The organism is Lactococcus cremoris subsp. cremoris KW2 (assembly GCF_000468955.1).
Lineage (GTDB): Bacteria > Bacillota > Bacilli > Lactobacillales > Streptococcaceae > Lactococcus > Lactococcus cremoris.
The window spans coordinates 1,951,594-1,968,296 of sequence record NC_022369.1; the positions used below are offsets into that span (position 1 = coordinate 1,951,594).

Below are 16,703 nucleotides of genomic sequence, written 5' to 3' on the forward strand. Positions count from 1 at the left end.
ACCTATTTGTCTCCCAATGAGATAAAAGGCTCAATAGCTGTGGTTTGTTGAATTTGAGCAATAATAAAAGATTTAGCATCATCATATTTTTGCTCTGGAATCACTTGTTCTGAAAACTCCAAAAGACATTTATATTCTTTTTCAGAAATCTTTTCAATATAATTATATTTTTCAAGTACATTGACAAAAATATCACTTTTATTTTTGACGATGTCTTTACGCATGAATTTCAAGAGAAAAGTCGTCATATATTTTAATGCATACTCAGGGTCCACATCTCCAATCATTTGATAAATTTCTTTTTCAAATGCTGTTAAAGGGAGATTACTCGCTACTTTATTAAAATAATTGGCGAGTGTTGGTGTAACTTTTGTATTTTCTGGATATTCCTTGTAAGAAAAAGATGTCACAAAATTCAATATAACTTGATTCGTTTGATTAGTTAATCTGGGATAGCAATTGCTTTCTTGCAATAACTTCTCAATCCGTGAATTTTCTTCAATAAAAATCGGCTGTTCATAGATATTTCTCTGCGGTTCAGCCTTTTTATCCTCTATTCTTTTCCAGTCAAAATCGCTGTCTTTAAAAATATGAAAACCAAGTGAATAACGCTTATCCGAACGTAAGATTAGGCCAGCAGCAATGAATGAATCAATCTGCCGGTCCATATTTTTTACGTCAGCAAAATCTTTATGAATCTGTCTTAGCATGACTTCATCATGTTCTGCTAAATATTCTATCAAATCTTTAAAAAAGGGCTGACCTGTCAGCCGATTTTCATTATAGATTTTAATAGTCATTATTTATTAAAGCTTTCAGTCAATTGTGGAACAACTTGCTTTTTACGTGAAACAGCTCCCGCAAGGAAAGCATGGTCATCAGTAAGTGTAAAATTGAAGGCCGCTTCTGATTTTTCTGGGTGTGCGCCCAATGCAATGATTTCAGAGTTTGAGTTAACAATATCCGTAATCATAAAGACAAAATCATCATATCCATTTGCGTTCATTGAAGCTTTAATTGCTACTTTAATATCTGAAAGACGTTCCAAAACTTCTGGAATATCAACTGTATTAACTTGTGCAATACGTACGCTTGAACCATTCAATTCAAAAGTTTTAGCATCAATATCAATCAATTCTTCTGCTGATTTAGTTGACAAATTTGTTCCAGCTTTAAGCATTGACAGACCGTATTCTTCAAGATTTACACCAGCAATTTCAGCAAGTTCTTTAGCTACCTTATGGTCTGTTACGTGAGTCGTTGGTGATTTCAAGAGCAAAGTGTCAGAAATCAAACCTGAAAGTAAAAGTCCTGCAACCTCTTTAGGAACTTCAACATTAGCTTCAAGGAATTTACGGTAAACAATTGATGATGCAGAACCAACAGGTTCAACAGTCATAAATAAAGGTGCTGCTGTATTAAAGTTAGCTACACGATGATGGTCAACCACACCATAAATTGTTAGGTCTTCAATATCAGAAATTGATTGTTGGAATTCATTGTGGTCAGTTAAAATTACTGTATCCACACCTTCTTCTTTGGCTGATTTTACAACGCGTGGAGCTTTTACTCCAAAGTAATCCAAGACAAATTGTGTTTCTTCATTGGGAGTCCCAAGAGCAACAACCTCAGTATTAAGGGCACCATTTGGACGGTGATTGCTCAAGTATGAGAAACCGTATGATGAACCAATAGCGTCAGTATCAGGTTTTTGGTGACCAAAAACAAGTATTTTATCAGACATTTTTTTACCTCAATTTAAAAATTTTTATCTCTCACTCTTCTTTCATTTTTCTATAAAATAGAGTGAGCTTATCATCTCTTAAATTATATCAAAAATTGACTGATTAAGCACACTTTCATTTTCATTTAAGTCTCTTTCTGCTTATTTGTTCGGTTATAACAAAAAATGGATTTGAAATATTTTCAAATCCATTTTATTTTTTATTTTATTCGTTCTAAATAGTCTTGATAAGACTCTGTATTCATGATTTCTTTAGCATTATGAACACGGTCTTTCGTTGGCGGTTTAACCCCTTCAAGTGGATATTTCCAACCTAATTCACGCCATTTAAATTCACCCATTGTATGGTAGGGTAAAATTTCAAATTTCAAAACATTTTTCAAAGTCTTAACAAATTCACCCAATTGTACCAAATCTTCATCAAAATCACTTTCACCAGGGACAAGAACATGACGAACCCACATGGCATTGCCACGGTCTGATAAATATTGAGCAAAAGCCAAAATATTGTCATTTTTGTTAGCTGTCAGTTCTTTATGACGTTCTGGATTGATTTCTTTGATGTCCAACAAGACCAAATCAGTATAATCTAATAATTCATCAATTTTTCCAGTCACATATTTGTCAGTCAAATAAGGTTGAGCTGCTGTATCAAGCGTTGTATGAATACCAAGAGATTTTGCATATTTAAAAAGAGCCAAAACGAAGTCAATTTGAAGAAGGGCTTCACCACCGGAAACAGTAATTCCCCCTTTTTCTCCCCAGAATCCCCTAAAGCGAAGCGCCTCATCCATGACATCTTCTACAGTCCGTTTTGTGGCTTTATCCGATTTCAAAGCCCAAGTATCAGGGTTATGACAATACTTACAACGCATCCGACAACCTTGCATAAAGATAATAAATCTTACACCAGGCCCATCAACAGAACCAAATGATTCAGTTGAATGAATCAGTCCGGTCACTTTTTTTAGTTCATCTATATTTTCTGACATCATTTTCTCCAATTTCAAACACTATTTCACACCACTATCATACCGCAATTCGCTGATTTTATCAAATTAAATTCTGTCAGTAAAATATCCTACTAACGGCTCTGTCAGTAACTTTCTCTTAGCAAATTAAGCTCGGTCAGTCAATAAATGTAAGGGTTTAACTAATTAAAGCTTTTTGATTAAATAAAAATACTGACAGAATTTCTGTCAGTATTTTTTTAAATTTCTGTTTCTTCTGGTTCAACGTCAAATTCAACACGAAGTTTAACCACACGTTTTCCAGAAACTTCTAAACTTGTCAGTGAAAAATGATCTTCCTCATTATCAACTTTGCAAACAATTTGTTGTCCTTTGGCCGGAATTTTCCCAGTCGTTGCCAAGAAGTAACCCGCAATGGTATCTACGTCATTACTTTCAAGATGAGTATCAAATTCTTCATTGAAGTCGTTTAGAGTCATTTTCCCTTGCACGACATAGAGGTTTTCGCCAATTTTGAAAACTTCTTCTTCGGCAATATCTGTTTCGTCATCAATTTCACCGACGATTTCTTCTAGTAAATCTTCCAATGTTACTACACCTTCAACGCCACCATATTCATTTAGCAATACTGCCATTTGATTTTGGGTTTTGCGCATTTGACGCATCAAATCGTCAACGAAGATTGTTTCAGGGACAAACAATGGTTCTTGAAGAATTTCCCGTAGGTCAATATCATCAAAACCATGCTCAAAACTATATCTCAAAAGTTTTTTAACATGTAGAATCCCTAGAATATTATCTTTGTCATCATCATAAACTGGAACTCGTGAATAAGTTTCGTTCAGAATAGCTGTAATATTTTCACGTGAGTCGTCATTAATATCGATCATGAAGGCGTCAGTTCTTGGAACCATAATTTCACGCGCCACCAATTCATCCAAACTGAATACACCAGTAATCATCTCACGTTCATTATCATCAAGTGCTTCATCGTTGGTATTAAGTAAATACTCAATTTCATCACGAGTCATACTTTCATCCAAATCATCAAATTTCATTGGTGTCAAACGACTCAAGACGTTGGTTGAACTTGCTAAAAACCAAACAAAAGGTTTCATCACTTTTCCTAAAAATTGGATTGGTGGTGCGACCCGTAGGGCCATTTTTTCTTTGAGGTTTTGGGCAATTCGTTTAGGATAAAGTTCACCAAATACGAGTGAAACATAAGTCAAAATAGCTAAAACAATAATTTGAGATAAAGTTTTAGCCAGTGCCGTTCCACCTAATAATGGTGCTAGGCGAGATGACAAAGCTTCGGCCAAACTAGCCCCCGCTAAAATGTTAATCAGAGTAATCCCAATCTGAATTGTCGAGAGGAAATTACTTGGTTGATTAAGAATATTAACAAGGTTGATATATTTCTTATCACCTTCGCTGGCCTTTTGCTCTACTTTTGTCCGGCTGAGACTGACCATGGCCATCTCACTGGCTGAGAAGAAGGCATTTAAAGCTGTTAAAAAAATTAGTAAAAGAATCTGCAAGAGTATCGATACACTCTCGGGATCAGGGTTTGACATTAGTGCTCCTTGAAAAAGATATTATAGTGTTTATTTTAACACTTAAAACTTAGTTAGCTCGAATTTAAGAAAATAAGAGTTAACATTTTAGATAGAATTATTATATCATATTTTTGTTCTCATTTTGAAATAATTTTTCTTTGTTCGGCTTTATGGTTATTATAAAGACTATTGGCAAATTTTACAATTTCTTTGACCAAACAATAGGCCGGAACAGCAATAATCATTCCAAGAATTCCGTATAAGCTTCCTGAAATTAACATCAAAATCATAACTGTAACTGGATGCACTTTAACGGCAGAACCAACAATTTTAGGATAAACCAAATTTCCATCAAGTTGTTGTAAGACGAGAACATAGATTACCGCAATTAGGGCTGTAATTGGACGATTAAAAGCAACCGTTACAACCATTGGTAAAACCCCGATATATGGTCCCGCATAAGGAATAAGGTTAGTAACACCCGCAAAGAGTGCAAAAAGGAAAGCATAAGGAATTCCCAAAACCATATAACCGACGAAAACGACAATGAAGACCAATAAAGCATCAAGCGCAACTCCAGAAATATAACGAGAAATCGTATGATTCATATTTTCCAAAAGTTCAAAGATATTAAGTTTATCTTCTGTCAGTACATTTTCTTTCAAGAATGGAATAATTTTTTCACCATCTTTGAGCATGTAGTAAAGAAGAATTGGAACTAAAATCATTACCATGATAATGCTCGTGATAATACTTACAATACTTCCAACACTTATCGTAATACTGTTTAAAAGATTATGCAAAATATCAGTATAAGAAAGATTTAGTCTTTCAACAAGGCTCTTAATATCAAGTTGTTCATAAATATGCGAGAATCTTGGGTTATGTTGAAGTCCTTCTATCCATGTTCGAATCTGAGGATAAGCTTTCCCAGTGGCATTAATCAAACTTGTCAGCTGTGTAATTAAACTTGGAATGACTGATGCAACTGCAAAAATAATCATTCCTAAAATAAGTATAAGAACAATGAAAATTCCAAATACTTTTTTTATTTTTAGCTTTTCTTCCATAAAAGTAACAACCGGATTGAAGACATAATATAAAAAACCTGCAATAATAAACGGAACAAATAAGAGCGTCAGTAACGTCTTTATGGGCTGAAATACAAATTGAATCTGAGTCAATAGAAAAATTAGCAAAGTAACGGCTAATATTTCAACTGTCCAGAAGAATAATTTACTTTTTTTGAACATAGATTTCCTTTATTTAATTTATTTTTATCTTTCTCAAAATAAATCATTATTTTAAGTCAAGTGAGTTTTATTGAAAGAACCCTAGGCTTATATCCCTAATACTATCTATAATACCATAAACTGATTTACCGCGCTAGGTTAGCCTTCAAACAAAAAACAAGTCATCTAAATATTATTCTTTTAGCGCCTTTCACATTCAAAAGTTCCCTCTAAAAAAGCATAGATAAAATCTACTGGCGTTTGTAAAGTCTATAAATATAAAAAAACACCTACAAGGTGTTTTGCTACGGCTAAAAAGAGAACTCATTCTCTTTTTAGCCAGTCTAAAGTCTTATTATCCATCGCTTCGGCTAACAATAAATCACTAAGCTTTAATTTCTCTAATTCTAGTGCATAAAGATTTTGAGCTTTAGTTAAAGTTTCAATCACTAGACTCTCACTCTCAAGTGTGTGTGCTTTATTTGGAAAGATGCGCTGCCCGATATGACTAAGGTCAGCACTAATGAATTCTTCCCCCTCTACTGCAGCCATTACGTCCTTTAACGAAATTTCATTTATTCTTTTTTTTAGTTTAAAGCCACCATCCTTACTTGCTGTAGACTCTATTAAATTATTTACCACTAATTGCCTTAATACTTTTTTTAGAGAGGAGTCGGAAACTTCCAATAATTTGCTGAGCGTTTTACTTTTCAAGGCTTGTTGGTCTTTTTGAGTCGCTAAAATTAGTAAAACATAAACGGCTTCCTCTAAATGTTTGGACAGTTTCATTTATTTTCCAATCCCTCAATCATTTCTTTTACAACTTTTTCTACTCTGATAGGTTTTATATTTTTAGAAAAAACTCCCAAAATATTGAATAAGGGAACCAATTTTGATAGTCTATCTCTCCTATCTCCTCCATAAACTAAAGTAGGTTCGACGACAACTACAGGTATCTCAGATTCTCTCAACATATTAATTAATTTCGCTTTTGTATTCAAAAAATATTTAGGTCCAAGTTTTCCTCCTATCATGCCCATGGCCTTAACTTTTTTTATTTGAGCAATTTTTAGCATTACTTCTGCTGGTTGATCATTTATCTCTCTTGATTTAAGTTCATCTTTTTCTGGTGCTCCAATTAAATTTATAATGAAGTCAACCTCTTGTGGTAAGAGTTTTTCCAATTTTTCAAAATCATTTACATCTGCTTTGATGTTGACCACATTAGGATGCTCAAACTTATTTTTACCACTTCTTGAAATTGTGTAGATTTTAATATCATTATTCTTATTTATCCACATTTCTGTAAGATGTCTTCCTATATAGCCATTTCCGCCTAATAAAACAATATTCATCATTTCTCCTTACAATTCGTAGATTTATTTAATCTATGGATATTTTATATCTAAAGATGGAATATGTCAAGGATTTTAATCAGAAATTTTGTAAAATATTTTATTCTTCTTAAAACTAGGCTCTATGCAGCACATACAATATAATCCTAAACTATCAGATGTAGTAATTCCAACACTTGCAAGTATCTGTAGAAAGCTTTATAATAAATCCAAGGCTTTTATGTAAACTAATCTTTAGGAGAACTTATGGAAATTAGAGTGACTCGTGACACGATGTCCGATATTTATTTTGATGCTTTACGAATTCGCAATCAAGTTTTTGTCAAAGAGCAAGGCGTCCCTTATGAACTTGAGGTTGGTAATGCCCTTGAGGAAGCTTCTGCTGTTCATTTTGTCCTTTATGATGAAGGAGTTGCCAAGGGGACTGTTCGCTTACTTACTGATTTGGATGAAAAGACAGCATTGGTTCAACGAATGGCAATTTTAAAAGAAGCCCGAGGACATGGTTATGCAGCAATTTTGATTGACCGCCTGATTGAATTTGCCAAAGAAACTAAGCTAAATAAATTAGAACTTCATGCGCAACTTTCTGCACGAGGTTTGTATAGTAAATTTCATTTTAATGAAGTTGGACAAATTTTTGAAGAAGCAGGGATTCAGCATATTCAGATGGAAAGAACTGATTTTAGTGACCAATAGTTTATATTTTCTTAATTAACAAATAATAAAAACCTGACTAAAGTCAGGCTTTTATTTTATATCTTATTCCCATTCAAAGCTCTTTGAAGTTCTTTCACAGAGTCAGAAACCGAACTAATCATTCCATCTTGTGTTGTTCCAAGATGTTTTTGCAAAGCTTTAATTGTAGCTTGGCCAAATAGTCCGTCTTGTTCAATGCCTAAGAATCTTTGCAATGCTTTGACCACGTTTGAACCTGTCAGTGATGAATCAAATTGCGCTGCAGAAATATTTTGATTAAAGGTCTGTTTGTACTGATGGCTAATTACTCCGTCTTTTCCGGCTGTATCAAAGTATTCTTGTAGCCGTTTAGCGGTCGCATTTCCAAACTGTCCGTCAACATTTAATGTAACCATTTGAGTTTTGTTGTCAGTATTTACTGAGCCTGAACCAACAATTCGGTAAAAATGATGTGGGAGGCGAGTGCTCATGTATGCATCATTTATATCAACCACAATTCCGTTGTGAGTATGGGAAAACGTTTAGAAGATAATGGATTTTCTATGGGCAGACAGGAGCTTTTAGAATATCTCCTCAGAGAAATTGAAAAATGTGGATTTGAGATTTTTGCTGTGGATATTTTGCCAATCCCCGCAGCAGTTAATGTTGATAAAAAGTTAAAGATTTATAACTTTAAGGAGGCCTCTCCTTTTGAAATAGCTCATGAACTCATTCATATCCTTAATAAAGATAATCATCGTCGAGAATATTTTGACGCAATAAATCCTCAAGAAGTGAGAGCAAATCATGAAGCACTTCTTCTCTGGGAAATATTTGAAGCTAATGGAGGGACTTATGAATATTTTAATGTATTTGTTGATATAACGGATGCCCCATTTGAATTAGCTTACTCAATCATTAGCAAAGAATATTCTGAAATGCATGAAGCTATTACCGAGATATTTGAAGATGAAATAAAAGTTACTATTAACAAAAAAGAAATGCACGACTATATTGTTGATTATATTAGCTACTTTGATGTGCTTGAATCTGTTAATATTTATCATTTTTTAGACCATTATCATCTAAATTATTGCTTATATGAATTAGCAGAAACAGAATTTCAAAAAATCTTTAAGGTTGCATAAAATATTCAATCATAAATTCTAACCATAATCAGGAAAATTTATCCACGGATTAAAGAGGCAGTCATATAAAAAAAAGTTACTAACAGCCCTGTTAGTAACTTTTTTATTACTGTTTATATATTTATAATTTATTTCATTAATTGTGCAATTCTTATTTGAAGTTCTGGTACAAGTTGGGGCTCAAACCAAGGATTTTTGGCTAGCCAAATGTTATTTCTTGGACTAGGGTGAATAAGTGGAAAATATTTTGGCAGATATTTTTCAAAATCACGAATCACTTCTGTTGTTTTTGCTGACGATTTTAGATTTAAATAGTATTTTATCGCATAAGATCCAACCAAAACAAAAAGTTCAATTTCTGGCATTTGTTGCAAAAGTGGTTTATGCCATTTTTCGGCAAAACCTTTTCGAGGGGGCAAATCCCCTGATTTTCCTTTTCCTGGAAAATAAAAATCTAAGGGTAAAATTGAAATTTTATTCGATTGATAAAATGTTTCTCGGTCAATTCCTAGCCAGTCACGCAAACGTTCTCCTGATGGATCGTTCCAAAAGAGGCGTGATTCCTGCGCTCTAATGCCCGGTGCTTGTCCTATGATACAAATTTTGGCTTCTTTATGAACAGAATAAAGTGGTTCAATTCCTTCCTTTGTGTAATTTATATTTTGCGGATCTGCTTTGATGGCTTCAAAAATTTCTTTTAATTTATCCATTTTCTTTCCTTAAAAGCGTAATCTAAATTTATAGATTACGCTTGTTTGATTATATTTACTGACAAAAATTTCTTAGTATTCTCATCCTTTTGCTTTTTCTAATTTTGCTTTAAGATACTGACCAGTATAGCTGTCAGTAACTTTGGCTACTTCCTCAGGCGTACCCTTGGCAAGAATTGTTCCGCCGCCAGCTCCACCTTCTGGTCCTAAATCAATGATATAATCTGCCGTTTTAATGACGTCCAAATTGTGCTCAATGACCACAATCGTATTTCCCTGTTCAACCAGACGGTCTAAAACCTGAATCAATGTCGCAATATCTTCGCTGTGCAAACCAGTTGTTGGCTCATCCAAAATATAAAAAGCTTTACCATTAGAGCGTTTTTGCAATTCAGAAGCCAATTTCATCCGTTGTGCTTCTCCACCTGACAAGGTCGTTGCTGGTTGACCAAGCGTCACATAGCCCAAACCAACGTCGACAATGGTTTGCAATTTCCGCTCGATTTTTGGAATATGACGGAAGAATTCGAGTCCGTCAGACACGCGCATATCAAGCACTTCCGAAATATTTTTCCCTTTATAATGAACTTCCAAAGTTTCCGAATTATAACGTCTACCATGGCAAACTTCACAAGGCACATAAACATCTGGTAAAAAGTGCATTTCAATCTTGATAATTCCATCGCCAGAACAGGCTTCACAACGTCCACCTTTGACATTGAATGAAAAACGTCCTTTTTTATATCCACGAATTTTTGCCTCATTGGTATTGGCAAATAAATCACGAATATCATCAAAAACACTGGTATATGTTGCTGGATTTGAGCGCGGTGTACGACCAATTGGACTTTGGTCAATATCAATCAAACGCTCAATTCCTTCATAACCTGTAATTTTTTTATGTTTACCCGGTTTTTCTGAATTATGATTCAATTTTTGAGCCAATGATTTTTTCAAAATACTGTTGACCAAAGTTGATTTACCCGAACCAGAAACACCAGTCACAGCAGTCATGACGCCCATTGGGAACTCAGCATCAAGATTTTGCAAATTATTTTCACTTGCACCTGTAATCTTGACCATCTTTTTCTTATCAATGGTCCGACGTTTTTCAGGAACTGGAATGGCTCTTGTTCCTGATAAATATTGTCCTGTCAGTGATTTTTTATTTTTCATGACTTGTTTTGGTGTGCCAGAAGCAATAATCTCACCACCCAAATCGCCTGCACCAGGCCCAACATCAATCAACCAATCCGCTGCCATCATCGTATCTTCATCATGTTCAACAACAATCAAAGTATTCCCTAAATCTCGCATTTTTTGCAAAGATTCAATCAAACGATCATTATCTCTTTGGTGCAAACCGATTGATGGCTCATCCAAAATATACAAAACACCTGACAAATTAGAACCAATCTGTGTTGCTAAGCGAATTCGTTGGGATTCTCCACCTGACAAAGTCCCACTCGAACGAGACAAAGTCAAATAGTCCAAGCCAACATTTTTCAAGAAAGCCAAGCGGTCTTTAATTTCTTTCAAAATAGGTTTGGCAATCATCTCGTTGTTTGAGCTTAAAGCAAGACTTTCCACATAGTCAAGCGTATCGCCAATTGACAGAATTGAAAATTCGGCAATATTTTTTTCGCCGACTTTTACAGATAAAGCCTGGTCATTCAAACGATAACCATGACAAGTCGTACAAGTCAATTCCGTCATGTACGAACGTGCCATTTCTCTGGCAGATTCACTCATTCCCGAGCGATAACGGCGCCAAAGATTAGGAATGACCCCAACAAAAGTCATATCTTGGTCACGTAATCCAAAATCCCCTTCGTGGAGAAAATGAAAAAGTTTATCGCCATTTCCATAAAGGACGATTTGCTGCTCTTTTTCTGATAATTTTTCCCAAGGCGTATCTAAATCAATGCCAAATTGCTCCATAGCTTGTTCTAAAAGTGCTGGGTAGTAAGTTGAGGCTTTTCCATACCAGTAGATAATCGCCCCTTCACGCAGTGTTTTACTGGTGTCAGGAATTAGTAAATCGACGTCTGGTTCCAATTTGACTCCTAGTCCATCACAATCTGGACATGAACCAAAAGGTGCATTAAATGAAAAAAGTCGTGGTTCTAATTCTGGAACGGTAAATCCACAAACAGGACAAGCGTAAAATTCACTAAAAAGCAGCTCAGAGCCATCCATTTTATCAACAATAACATAACCTTCGGCCTGATGAAGCGCGGCTTCTACCGAGTCAAAAAGACGTGAGCGAATACCTTCTTTCACGACAATCCGGTCAATGACAATTTCAATGGTATGTTTTTTATTTTTATCAAGCTCTGGAACTTCTGAAATATCGTAAACTTCACCATCAACGCGGACGCGCACATAACCATCTTTTTGGATACGTTCAAACATCTTAACGTGCGTTCCCTTTTTAGTCCGCACGACAGGAGCAAGGATTTGCAAACGTGTTTTTTCTGGGAGTTCAAGAATTTGTTCAACAATCTCTTCGACAGATTGTGCCGAAATTTTACCATGACCATTCACACAGTAAGGCGTTCCAACACGCGCATAGAGCAAACGCAAATAATCATTAATTTCTGTGACTGTTCCGACCGTTGAACGCGGATTTTTTGAGGTTGTTTTTTGGTCAATGGAAATCGCTGGTGACAAACCATCTATTGAGTCAACATCTGGTTTATCCATATTTCCTAAAAACTGTCTGGCATAAGCTGACAGGGATTCAACATAACGGCGTTGCCCTTCCGCATATAAAGTTTCAAAGGCCAGTGAGGATTTACCAGAACCTGAAACACCTGTGACTACAACTAATTTATCTCTTGGAATCTCAACATCAATATTTTTTAAATTGTGCTCACGCGCACCATGTATTACTATTTTATCTTGTGGCATATTACTTCCTTTTTATTTTGTTTTTACTCTACAGGTTAGCACGTTTCTTTTATTGCAGATGTCCATTCTCACTAAGAGAGAGAGTTCACTAGTCCTGTCTAGCACGCACCATGTATTACTATTTGTCTTGTACATTCCTGTTTTCTTTATTTTTTAAAATAATGTTCTACTTCATCTTCTAGTGACTGAATATCATGTTTGACTTGTTCACCCATTTCATGATTAGATTTTTCGATAATTTCCATCGTATTTCTAGCCAAATTGCGAGCTTCATTCATAATAGAACGACAGCCTGCATCATCAGTTTCTTTCATTTTTTCATCATATTCTACATGAATTTTTCTTGTAAACTCATTGATGTCATGCATCAATGTTTCAAAATTCGAACGAATTTTTATTTGAGTATTCTCAAAATAAGGCTTACGGTCATCAATCACCAGATTTAAAAGCATCATCTGATAATTTAAATCCGCAGCATTTCGATCTCTTGACATTGTATTCTCATTAATACGAATAATGCGGCGTTGATTACTTGAATCATTTGTATTCTCAAAATGACGTTGTTCCAAGCGGTCCATGTTAAGTTGAATTGTTACTCGCATCAATACTTGCGAAATATGGAGATAATCATAAAACCATTTAATAAAATCATCTTTTTGCTTATGAAGCATTTCGATAGACAGAGTGGTTGAATGACGTCTTCTTCCAGCTTGATATTCTGCAAAAGCAATAACTGCGGTTACAATTATTGCAAGACTTGAAAGAATCGTAAGTGAAGTAATCATACTATTATTATACCACGAATGGCAAGCTAGCTCTTAACTTTGACTACGTTAAATGGTATAATCTGACTATGAAATTATATTTAGTCAGACATGGTGAAACGCGAAATATTCAGCAAAATTTGCTGATGGGTTGGTCAAACAGTCCTCTTACTGACACGGGAGTTCAACAGTCCAAAATTTTAGCTGACAAACTTTCGCCAGTAAAATTTGACTTGATTTTATCATCAGATTTACAAAGAACTAAGGAAACTGCAATGATAATTTCTAATAAAATAGGAGCCTTACTACTCTTTGAGCCTTTATTACGTGAACGAGGCCTTGGAAAATTAGAAAATCAAACAAAAGAAAATCGAGATTGGGCACAACTTAATATAGAAAATAAAGAAAATCTTGCTTTAGGTATTGAACCTCTTGCTTCTGTTCATGAACGTGCTAAAATGTTTTTAGAAAAACTTCCTCAACTTTTTCCTTCTGCTCAGAATGTTCTCATTGTTTCTCACAATGGAATGATTAATCAATTTCAAAAGATTTGGGACCCTACTCACGAATTCACTCCTTTTGAATTTCTCACTATTTTAGAAAAAAACTTATGAACCAATATTTTACTTACGTTTTACAATGCTCAGATAAGACCCTCTACTGTGGCTACACCACTGATTTAGAAAAAAGACTCGCCACTCACAACTCCGGAAAAGGAGCTAAATACACAAAAACGAGGCTTCCAGTTAAGTTGCTTGCTTCTGTCAATTTTGATAATAAAAATGATGCCATGTCTTGTGAATGGTGGTTTAAACATAAACTTGTTCGCAAGCAAAAATTGTCTCTTATCAAAAATAATTTGATTAAAGAAAAATTTTTAGAGTATCTTTTAGCCAAGCAAAAATAAAAACATTCATTATAAAATGAATGTTTTTTCTATTATGCTTTTTTCTTGCGGTAACTAAAGTAAGACAAAAGGCAAATAACCAAGGCAAAGACGGACAATGTCCAAGGATTTGTGATAATTTGCATGATAAACACGAGGCTTAAAGCGATAAGTACTACAAGTGTTGCCAATTTAACAAACCAATTTGTGACTTCTTTATGTTTAAAATACAAAACTAAAGCAGCAACTAATAAGAGAATCCACACGATTGAAATGGTAAATGAGATTGAACCAGCGACAAATTGCCAGAAACCATCACCCAAAACAGCTGATAAAAGAACTCCGATAAATAGAACAAATGAAGAAACTAAAATCGCATTCGTTGGCACCTGATTTTTTGATAATTTACCTAATTTTTTACCCACATAAGTGCTAGAACCTTGAATTCGAGAATAAAGTGAACGTGAAGTAGCATAAATTGCCGAATTCACGGCTGAGAAAATAGCAATAACAATAATTACAAGTACAATTTTATCTGCGTGAGGAATTCCAACTCGAGCAAAAATTGTCGCAAATGGACTAGCGGCGTCTGGATTTGACACTTCGCTCCATGGCAATAAATGCAAGAATAAAAAGATTGGAATAACATAAAAACTAATAATCCGAATTAAAACGCCTCGAATAGCTCTCGGAATAGCCACTTTTGGATTTTCTGTTTCAGCAACTGTAATGGCCGCCAATTCAGAACCACCAAATGAGAAAATAACGACTAATAGTGAAGTTAAAAATCCTGAAAAACCATTTGGAGCAAAACTTGGTGCTGTACTTTTCGTAGTTACTTTTTGAGCACTATCGGCAACAAAACCAAGATGAGCATCATTGATAACCAATAAATAAATACCCAAAGCAATCAAAAGTAGGATAACAGCGACCTTGATAAAGGCCAACCAATATTCCGTTTCGGCAAAAGCTTTGACTGACCAGAGATTAATTGCCGTTCCAAGAACCGCAACAACCAAAGCAAAAACCCAAAGTGGGACGCCAGGAATCAGCATAGCAAGGAAAGTTGAAACTCCTGCTTCTTCTGCGATGAGGACCGCCATCCAAGTTGCCCAGTAAACCCAGTCTGCAAAATGCGCCCAATGATCTCCAATAAAAGGAGCAACAACTCCAGCCATCCCAGCTTTATGGTCATCTTGATGAATGACCATTTTTCCAACACCATACATGACGACATAAAGGGTCAGCCCAGCTAAGACGTAGGAGAGCAGCACACTTGGCCCTGCTTGTGCGATGACTTTACCAGAACCTAAAAATAGTCCTGATCCAATCGCTCCCCCAAGTGAGAGCATAACAATGTGGCGAGTCTTTAAAGAAGACTTCAAGCCTGTAGAATTTTCCATAAAATTCCTCTTTTCTAATGTGTGAAAGCAAAGCTTTCTTTTATAAGTTACCTTCCAGTCACCTAGCAAAACCCTGCTTGGAGTCGGTCTTTACGATTAATTTTACTTTAGAGTTGAAAGAAAGGTTAAAAAAATTAAAAAAGAAAGACCAGATAGTTTTTACTATCCGGTCTTCTTTGAATCCCGGCGCAGAAACTTGAGTATACTCAAAAGTTGTATCTACGCCAATTGCATAAACACAAACTATCTGCGCCAAAAATAAAAGACTGTTGATTGTTGTGTTTTCATGCGGACTCCTTTTCTTAATTTTTTTATAATTATACTTTTTTATTGACAATAATGCAAGGGGCAATCAAAAAACATACTGACAAAAATTTTTGAAATTCTGTCAGTATTTTCTCAGCTCAACATTTGGGCAATGATTTCATGCGATTTTAAAATATTTTTTTGTTTAAGTTCTGTCAGTAACTCTTCTCGATTTTGACCATCAAATTTTTCAACTGCCTGAGTCATTGCTGAAATTATTTCATCAAATCCTCGATTATAAGTGGCACTTTGCCATCCACTAATTCCGAATTTTTGGCGGTCAATTCCTGTCATTTTTTCAAGTTCTGTCAGCTCTGATAAACGGAGAGTTGCATTGGGACTTTCCACTATAAATTCTTCTGTAAAAGCCCCTGCTTCTAAATTCATCGTTGCAATCCCGCTAGTCGTCGCGGTTTCTAACATAACAATCGCTCGTGTTAAGAGCCCCTGTTTATTCTTTTTAAGTGAATAATTCACTTCTAAAATTTCATCATCTAGCAAATAAATCAAGGTGTCAAGCGGATGAATAAAAATATCATACATCGAAAAAGTGATTTTGTCACTCGCAGAATTCGCTAAATTTTTGCTTACTCTCACCATATTTTTTTCTGGTAAGTCTTTTAATTTAGCAGTTTGTGGTGCAAATCTACGATTAAAGGCGACAACAAATAAAATATTTTTTTGCCTTGCTAACTTTTGTAATTCTTTTACCTCAGCAAAATTTTCGGAAATCGGTTTATCCATTAATACCGGAACCCCTGCTGTCAGATATCTTTTGGCCAATTCAAAATGTTGGCTTGTTGCAGCATGGATAATAACTAAATCAACCGTTTCAAGCGCTGATAAATCTTCTGTTGCGTATTCAAATTTATACTGCTTACGAACTTTTTCGGCTTTATCCCACTGACGAGAATATAAAATAAAACGGTGTTCTTCCTGCATTTTTGCATAAACAGGTAAATAAGCTTTGCTTGCGATATTTGATGTTGCCCCAATGACTCCAATAATCATACTTTTTTTCTCCTTAAATCTGA

At 35.1% G+C, this 16,703-nt stretch carries 17 protein-coding genes; 4 read left to right on the top strand and 13 right to left on the bottom strand.

What is annotated here, in order from left to right; translation table 11 throughout:
- Nucleotides 1-2 precede the first annotated feature (2 nt).
- The 7 genes from KW2_RS09280 to KW2_RS09310 form a co-directional block, all read right to left on the bottom strand.
- Complete coding sequence (locus KW2_RS09280; protein ID WP_021037780.1) at nucleotides 3-800, bottom strand: DUF1803 domain-containing protein; 798 nt, start codon at nucleotides 798-800, stop codon at nucleotides 3-5.
- The gene (locus KW2_RS09285; protein ID WP_021037781.1) at nucleotides 800-1,744 is read right to left on the bottom strand and encodes a manganese-dependent inorganic pyrophosphatase; all 945 of its coding nucleotides are present in this window, start codon (nucleotides 1,742-1,744) and stop codon (nucleotides 800-802) included. The genes KW2_RS09280 and KW2_RS09285 overlap by 1 nt, the downstream gene beginning before the upstream one ends.
- Before the next feature lie 200 nt (nucleotides 1,745-1,944).
- Nucleotides 1,945-2,736 carry a pyruvate formate-lyase-activating protein gene (gene pflA, locus KW2_RS09290; RefSeq protein ID WP_011676824.1) on the bottom strand — a complete coding sequence of 264 codons (792 nt, stop codon included), beginning with the start codon at nucleotides 2,734-2,736 and terminating at the stop codon, nucleotides 1,945-1,947.
- A gap of 218 nt (nucleotides 2,737-2,954) precedes the next feature.
- A complete protein-coding gene (locus tag KW2_RS09295; protein ID WP_011676825.1) occupies nucleotides 2,955-4,292 on the bottom strand; it encodes a hemolysin family protein in 1,338 nt (445 codons plus the stop codon).
- Nucleotides 4,293-4,411: 119 nt separating this feature from the next.
- Complete coding sequence (locus KW2_RS09300) at nucleotides 4,412-5,527, bottom strand: AI-2E family transporter (RefSeq protein ID WP_021037782.1); 1,116 nt, start codon at nucleotides 5,525-5,527, stop codon at nucleotides 4,412-4,414.
- A gap of 303 nt (nucleotides 5,528-5,830) precedes the next feature.
- Nucleotides 5,831-6,295 carry an Rrf2 family transcriptional regulator gene (locus tag KW2_RS09305; RefSeq protein WP_011676827.1) on the bottom strand — a complete coding sequence of 155 codons (465 nt, stop codon included), beginning with the start codon at nucleotides 6,293-6,295 and terminating at the stop codon, nucleotides 5,831-5,833.
- Nucleotides 6,292-6,861, bottom strand: coding sequence for an NAD-dependent epimerase/dehydratase family protein (locus KW2_RS09310; protein WP_021037783.1), 570 nt, complete (start codon nucleotides 6,859-6,861; stop codon nucleotides 6,292-6,294). Before KW2_RS09310 ends, KW2_RS09305 begins: the two co-directional genes overlap by 4 nt.
- A gap of 246 nt (nucleotides 6,862-7,107) precedes the next feature.
- Here KW2_RS09310 and KW2_RS09315 point away from each other — a divergent pair, with 246 nt between their 5' ends.
- Complete coding sequence (locus KW2_RS09315; RefSeq protein WP_011676828.1) at nucleotides 7,108-7,560, top strand: GNAT family N-acetyltransferase; 453 nt, start codon at nucleotides 7,108-7,110, stop codon at nucleotides 7,558-7,560.
- Nucleotides 7,561-7,616: 56 nt separating this feature from the next.
- Here the strand turns inward: KW2_RS09315 and KW2_RS09320 are convergent, their stop codons facing one another.
- Nucleotides 7,617-8,030 carry a peptidoglycan-binding domain-containing protein gene (locus tag KW2_RS09320; RefSeq protein ID WP_021037784.1) on the bottom strand — a complete coding sequence of 138 codons (414 nt, stop codon included), beginning with the start codon at nucleotides 8,028-8,030 and terminating at the stop codon, nucleotides 7,617-7,619.
- A 72-nt stretch (nucleotides 8,031-8,102) separates the two neighbouring features.
- Here KW2_RS09320 and KW2_RS09325 point away from each other — a divergent pair, with 72 nt between their 5' ends.
- A complete protein-coding gene (locus KW2_RS09325) occupies nucleotides 8,103-8,687 on the top strand; it encodes a hypothetical protein (protein ID WP_041168741.1) in 585 nt (194 codons plus the stop codon).
- A 128-nt stretch (nucleotides 8,688-8,815) separates the two neighbouring features.
- Here KW2_RS09325 and KW2_RS09330 read toward each other — a convergent pair whose 3' ends face one another.
- From KW2_RS09330 to KW2_RS09340, 3 genes are all read right to left on the bottom strand, one after another.
- Nucleotides 8,816-9,397, bottom strand: a complete 582-nt coding sequence (locus KW2_RS09330) for a uracil-DNA glycosylase family protein (protein WP_021037786.1) — start codon at nucleotides 9,395-9,397, stop codon at nucleotides 8,816-8,818.
- Between the two features lie 81 nt (nucleotides 9,398-9,478).
- The gene (gene uvrA / locus KW2_RS09335) at nucleotides 9,479-12,310 is read right to left on the bottom strand and encodes an excinuclease ABC subunit UvrA (RefSeq protein ID WP_021037787.1); all 2,832 of its coding nucleotides are present in this window, start codon (nucleotides 12,308-12,310) and stop codon (nucleotides 9,479-9,481) included.
- A gap of 146 nt (nucleotides 12,311-12,456) precedes the next feature.
- The gene (locus KW2_RS09340) at nucleotides 12,457-13,095 is read right to left on the bottom strand and encodes a hypothetical protein (protein WP_021037788.1); all 639 of its coding nucleotides are present in this window, start codon (nucleotides 13,093-13,095) and stop codon (nucleotides 12,457-12,459) included.
- 68 nt (nucleotides 13,096-13,163) lie between these two features.
- On the opposite strand from KW2_RS09340, the gene KW2_RS09345 reads away from it, so the two are divergent.
- Both KW2_RS09345 and KW2_RS09350 read left to right on the top strand, forming a co-directional pair.
- Nucleotides 13,164-13,688, top strand: a complete 525-nt coding sequence (locus KW2_RS09345) for a histidine phosphatase family protein (protein ID WP_021037789.1) — start codon at nucleotides 13,164-13,166, stop codon at nucleotides 13,686-13,688.
- A complete protein-coding gene (locus KW2_RS09350) occupies nucleotides 13,685-13,981 on the top strand; it encodes a GIY-YIG nuclease family protein (protein WP_021037790.1) in 297 nt (98 codons plus the stop codon). The genes KW2_RS09345 and KW2_RS09350 overlap by 4 nt, the downstream gene beginning before the upstream one ends.
- A gap of 32 nt (nucleotides 13,982-14,013) precedes the next feature.
- On the opposite strand, the gene KW2_RS09355 is transcribed toward KW2_RS09350, so the two are convergent.
- A complete protein-coding gene (locus KW2_RS09355; RefSeq protein ID WP_021037791.1) occupies nucleotides 14,014-15,363 on the bottom strand; it encodes an amino acid permease in 1,350 nt (449 codons plus the stop codon).
- A 399-nt stretch (nucleotides 15,364-15,762) separates the two neighbouring features.
- Nucleotides 15,763-16,680: a Gfo/Idh/MocA family protein gene (locus tag KW2_RS09360; RefSeq protein ID WP_021037792.1), complete on the bottom strand. Its 918-nt coding sequence runs from the start codon at nucleotides 16,678-16,680 to the stop codon at nucleotides 15,763-15,765.
- Between the last annotated feature and the right edge of the window lie 23 nt (nucleotides 16,681-16,703).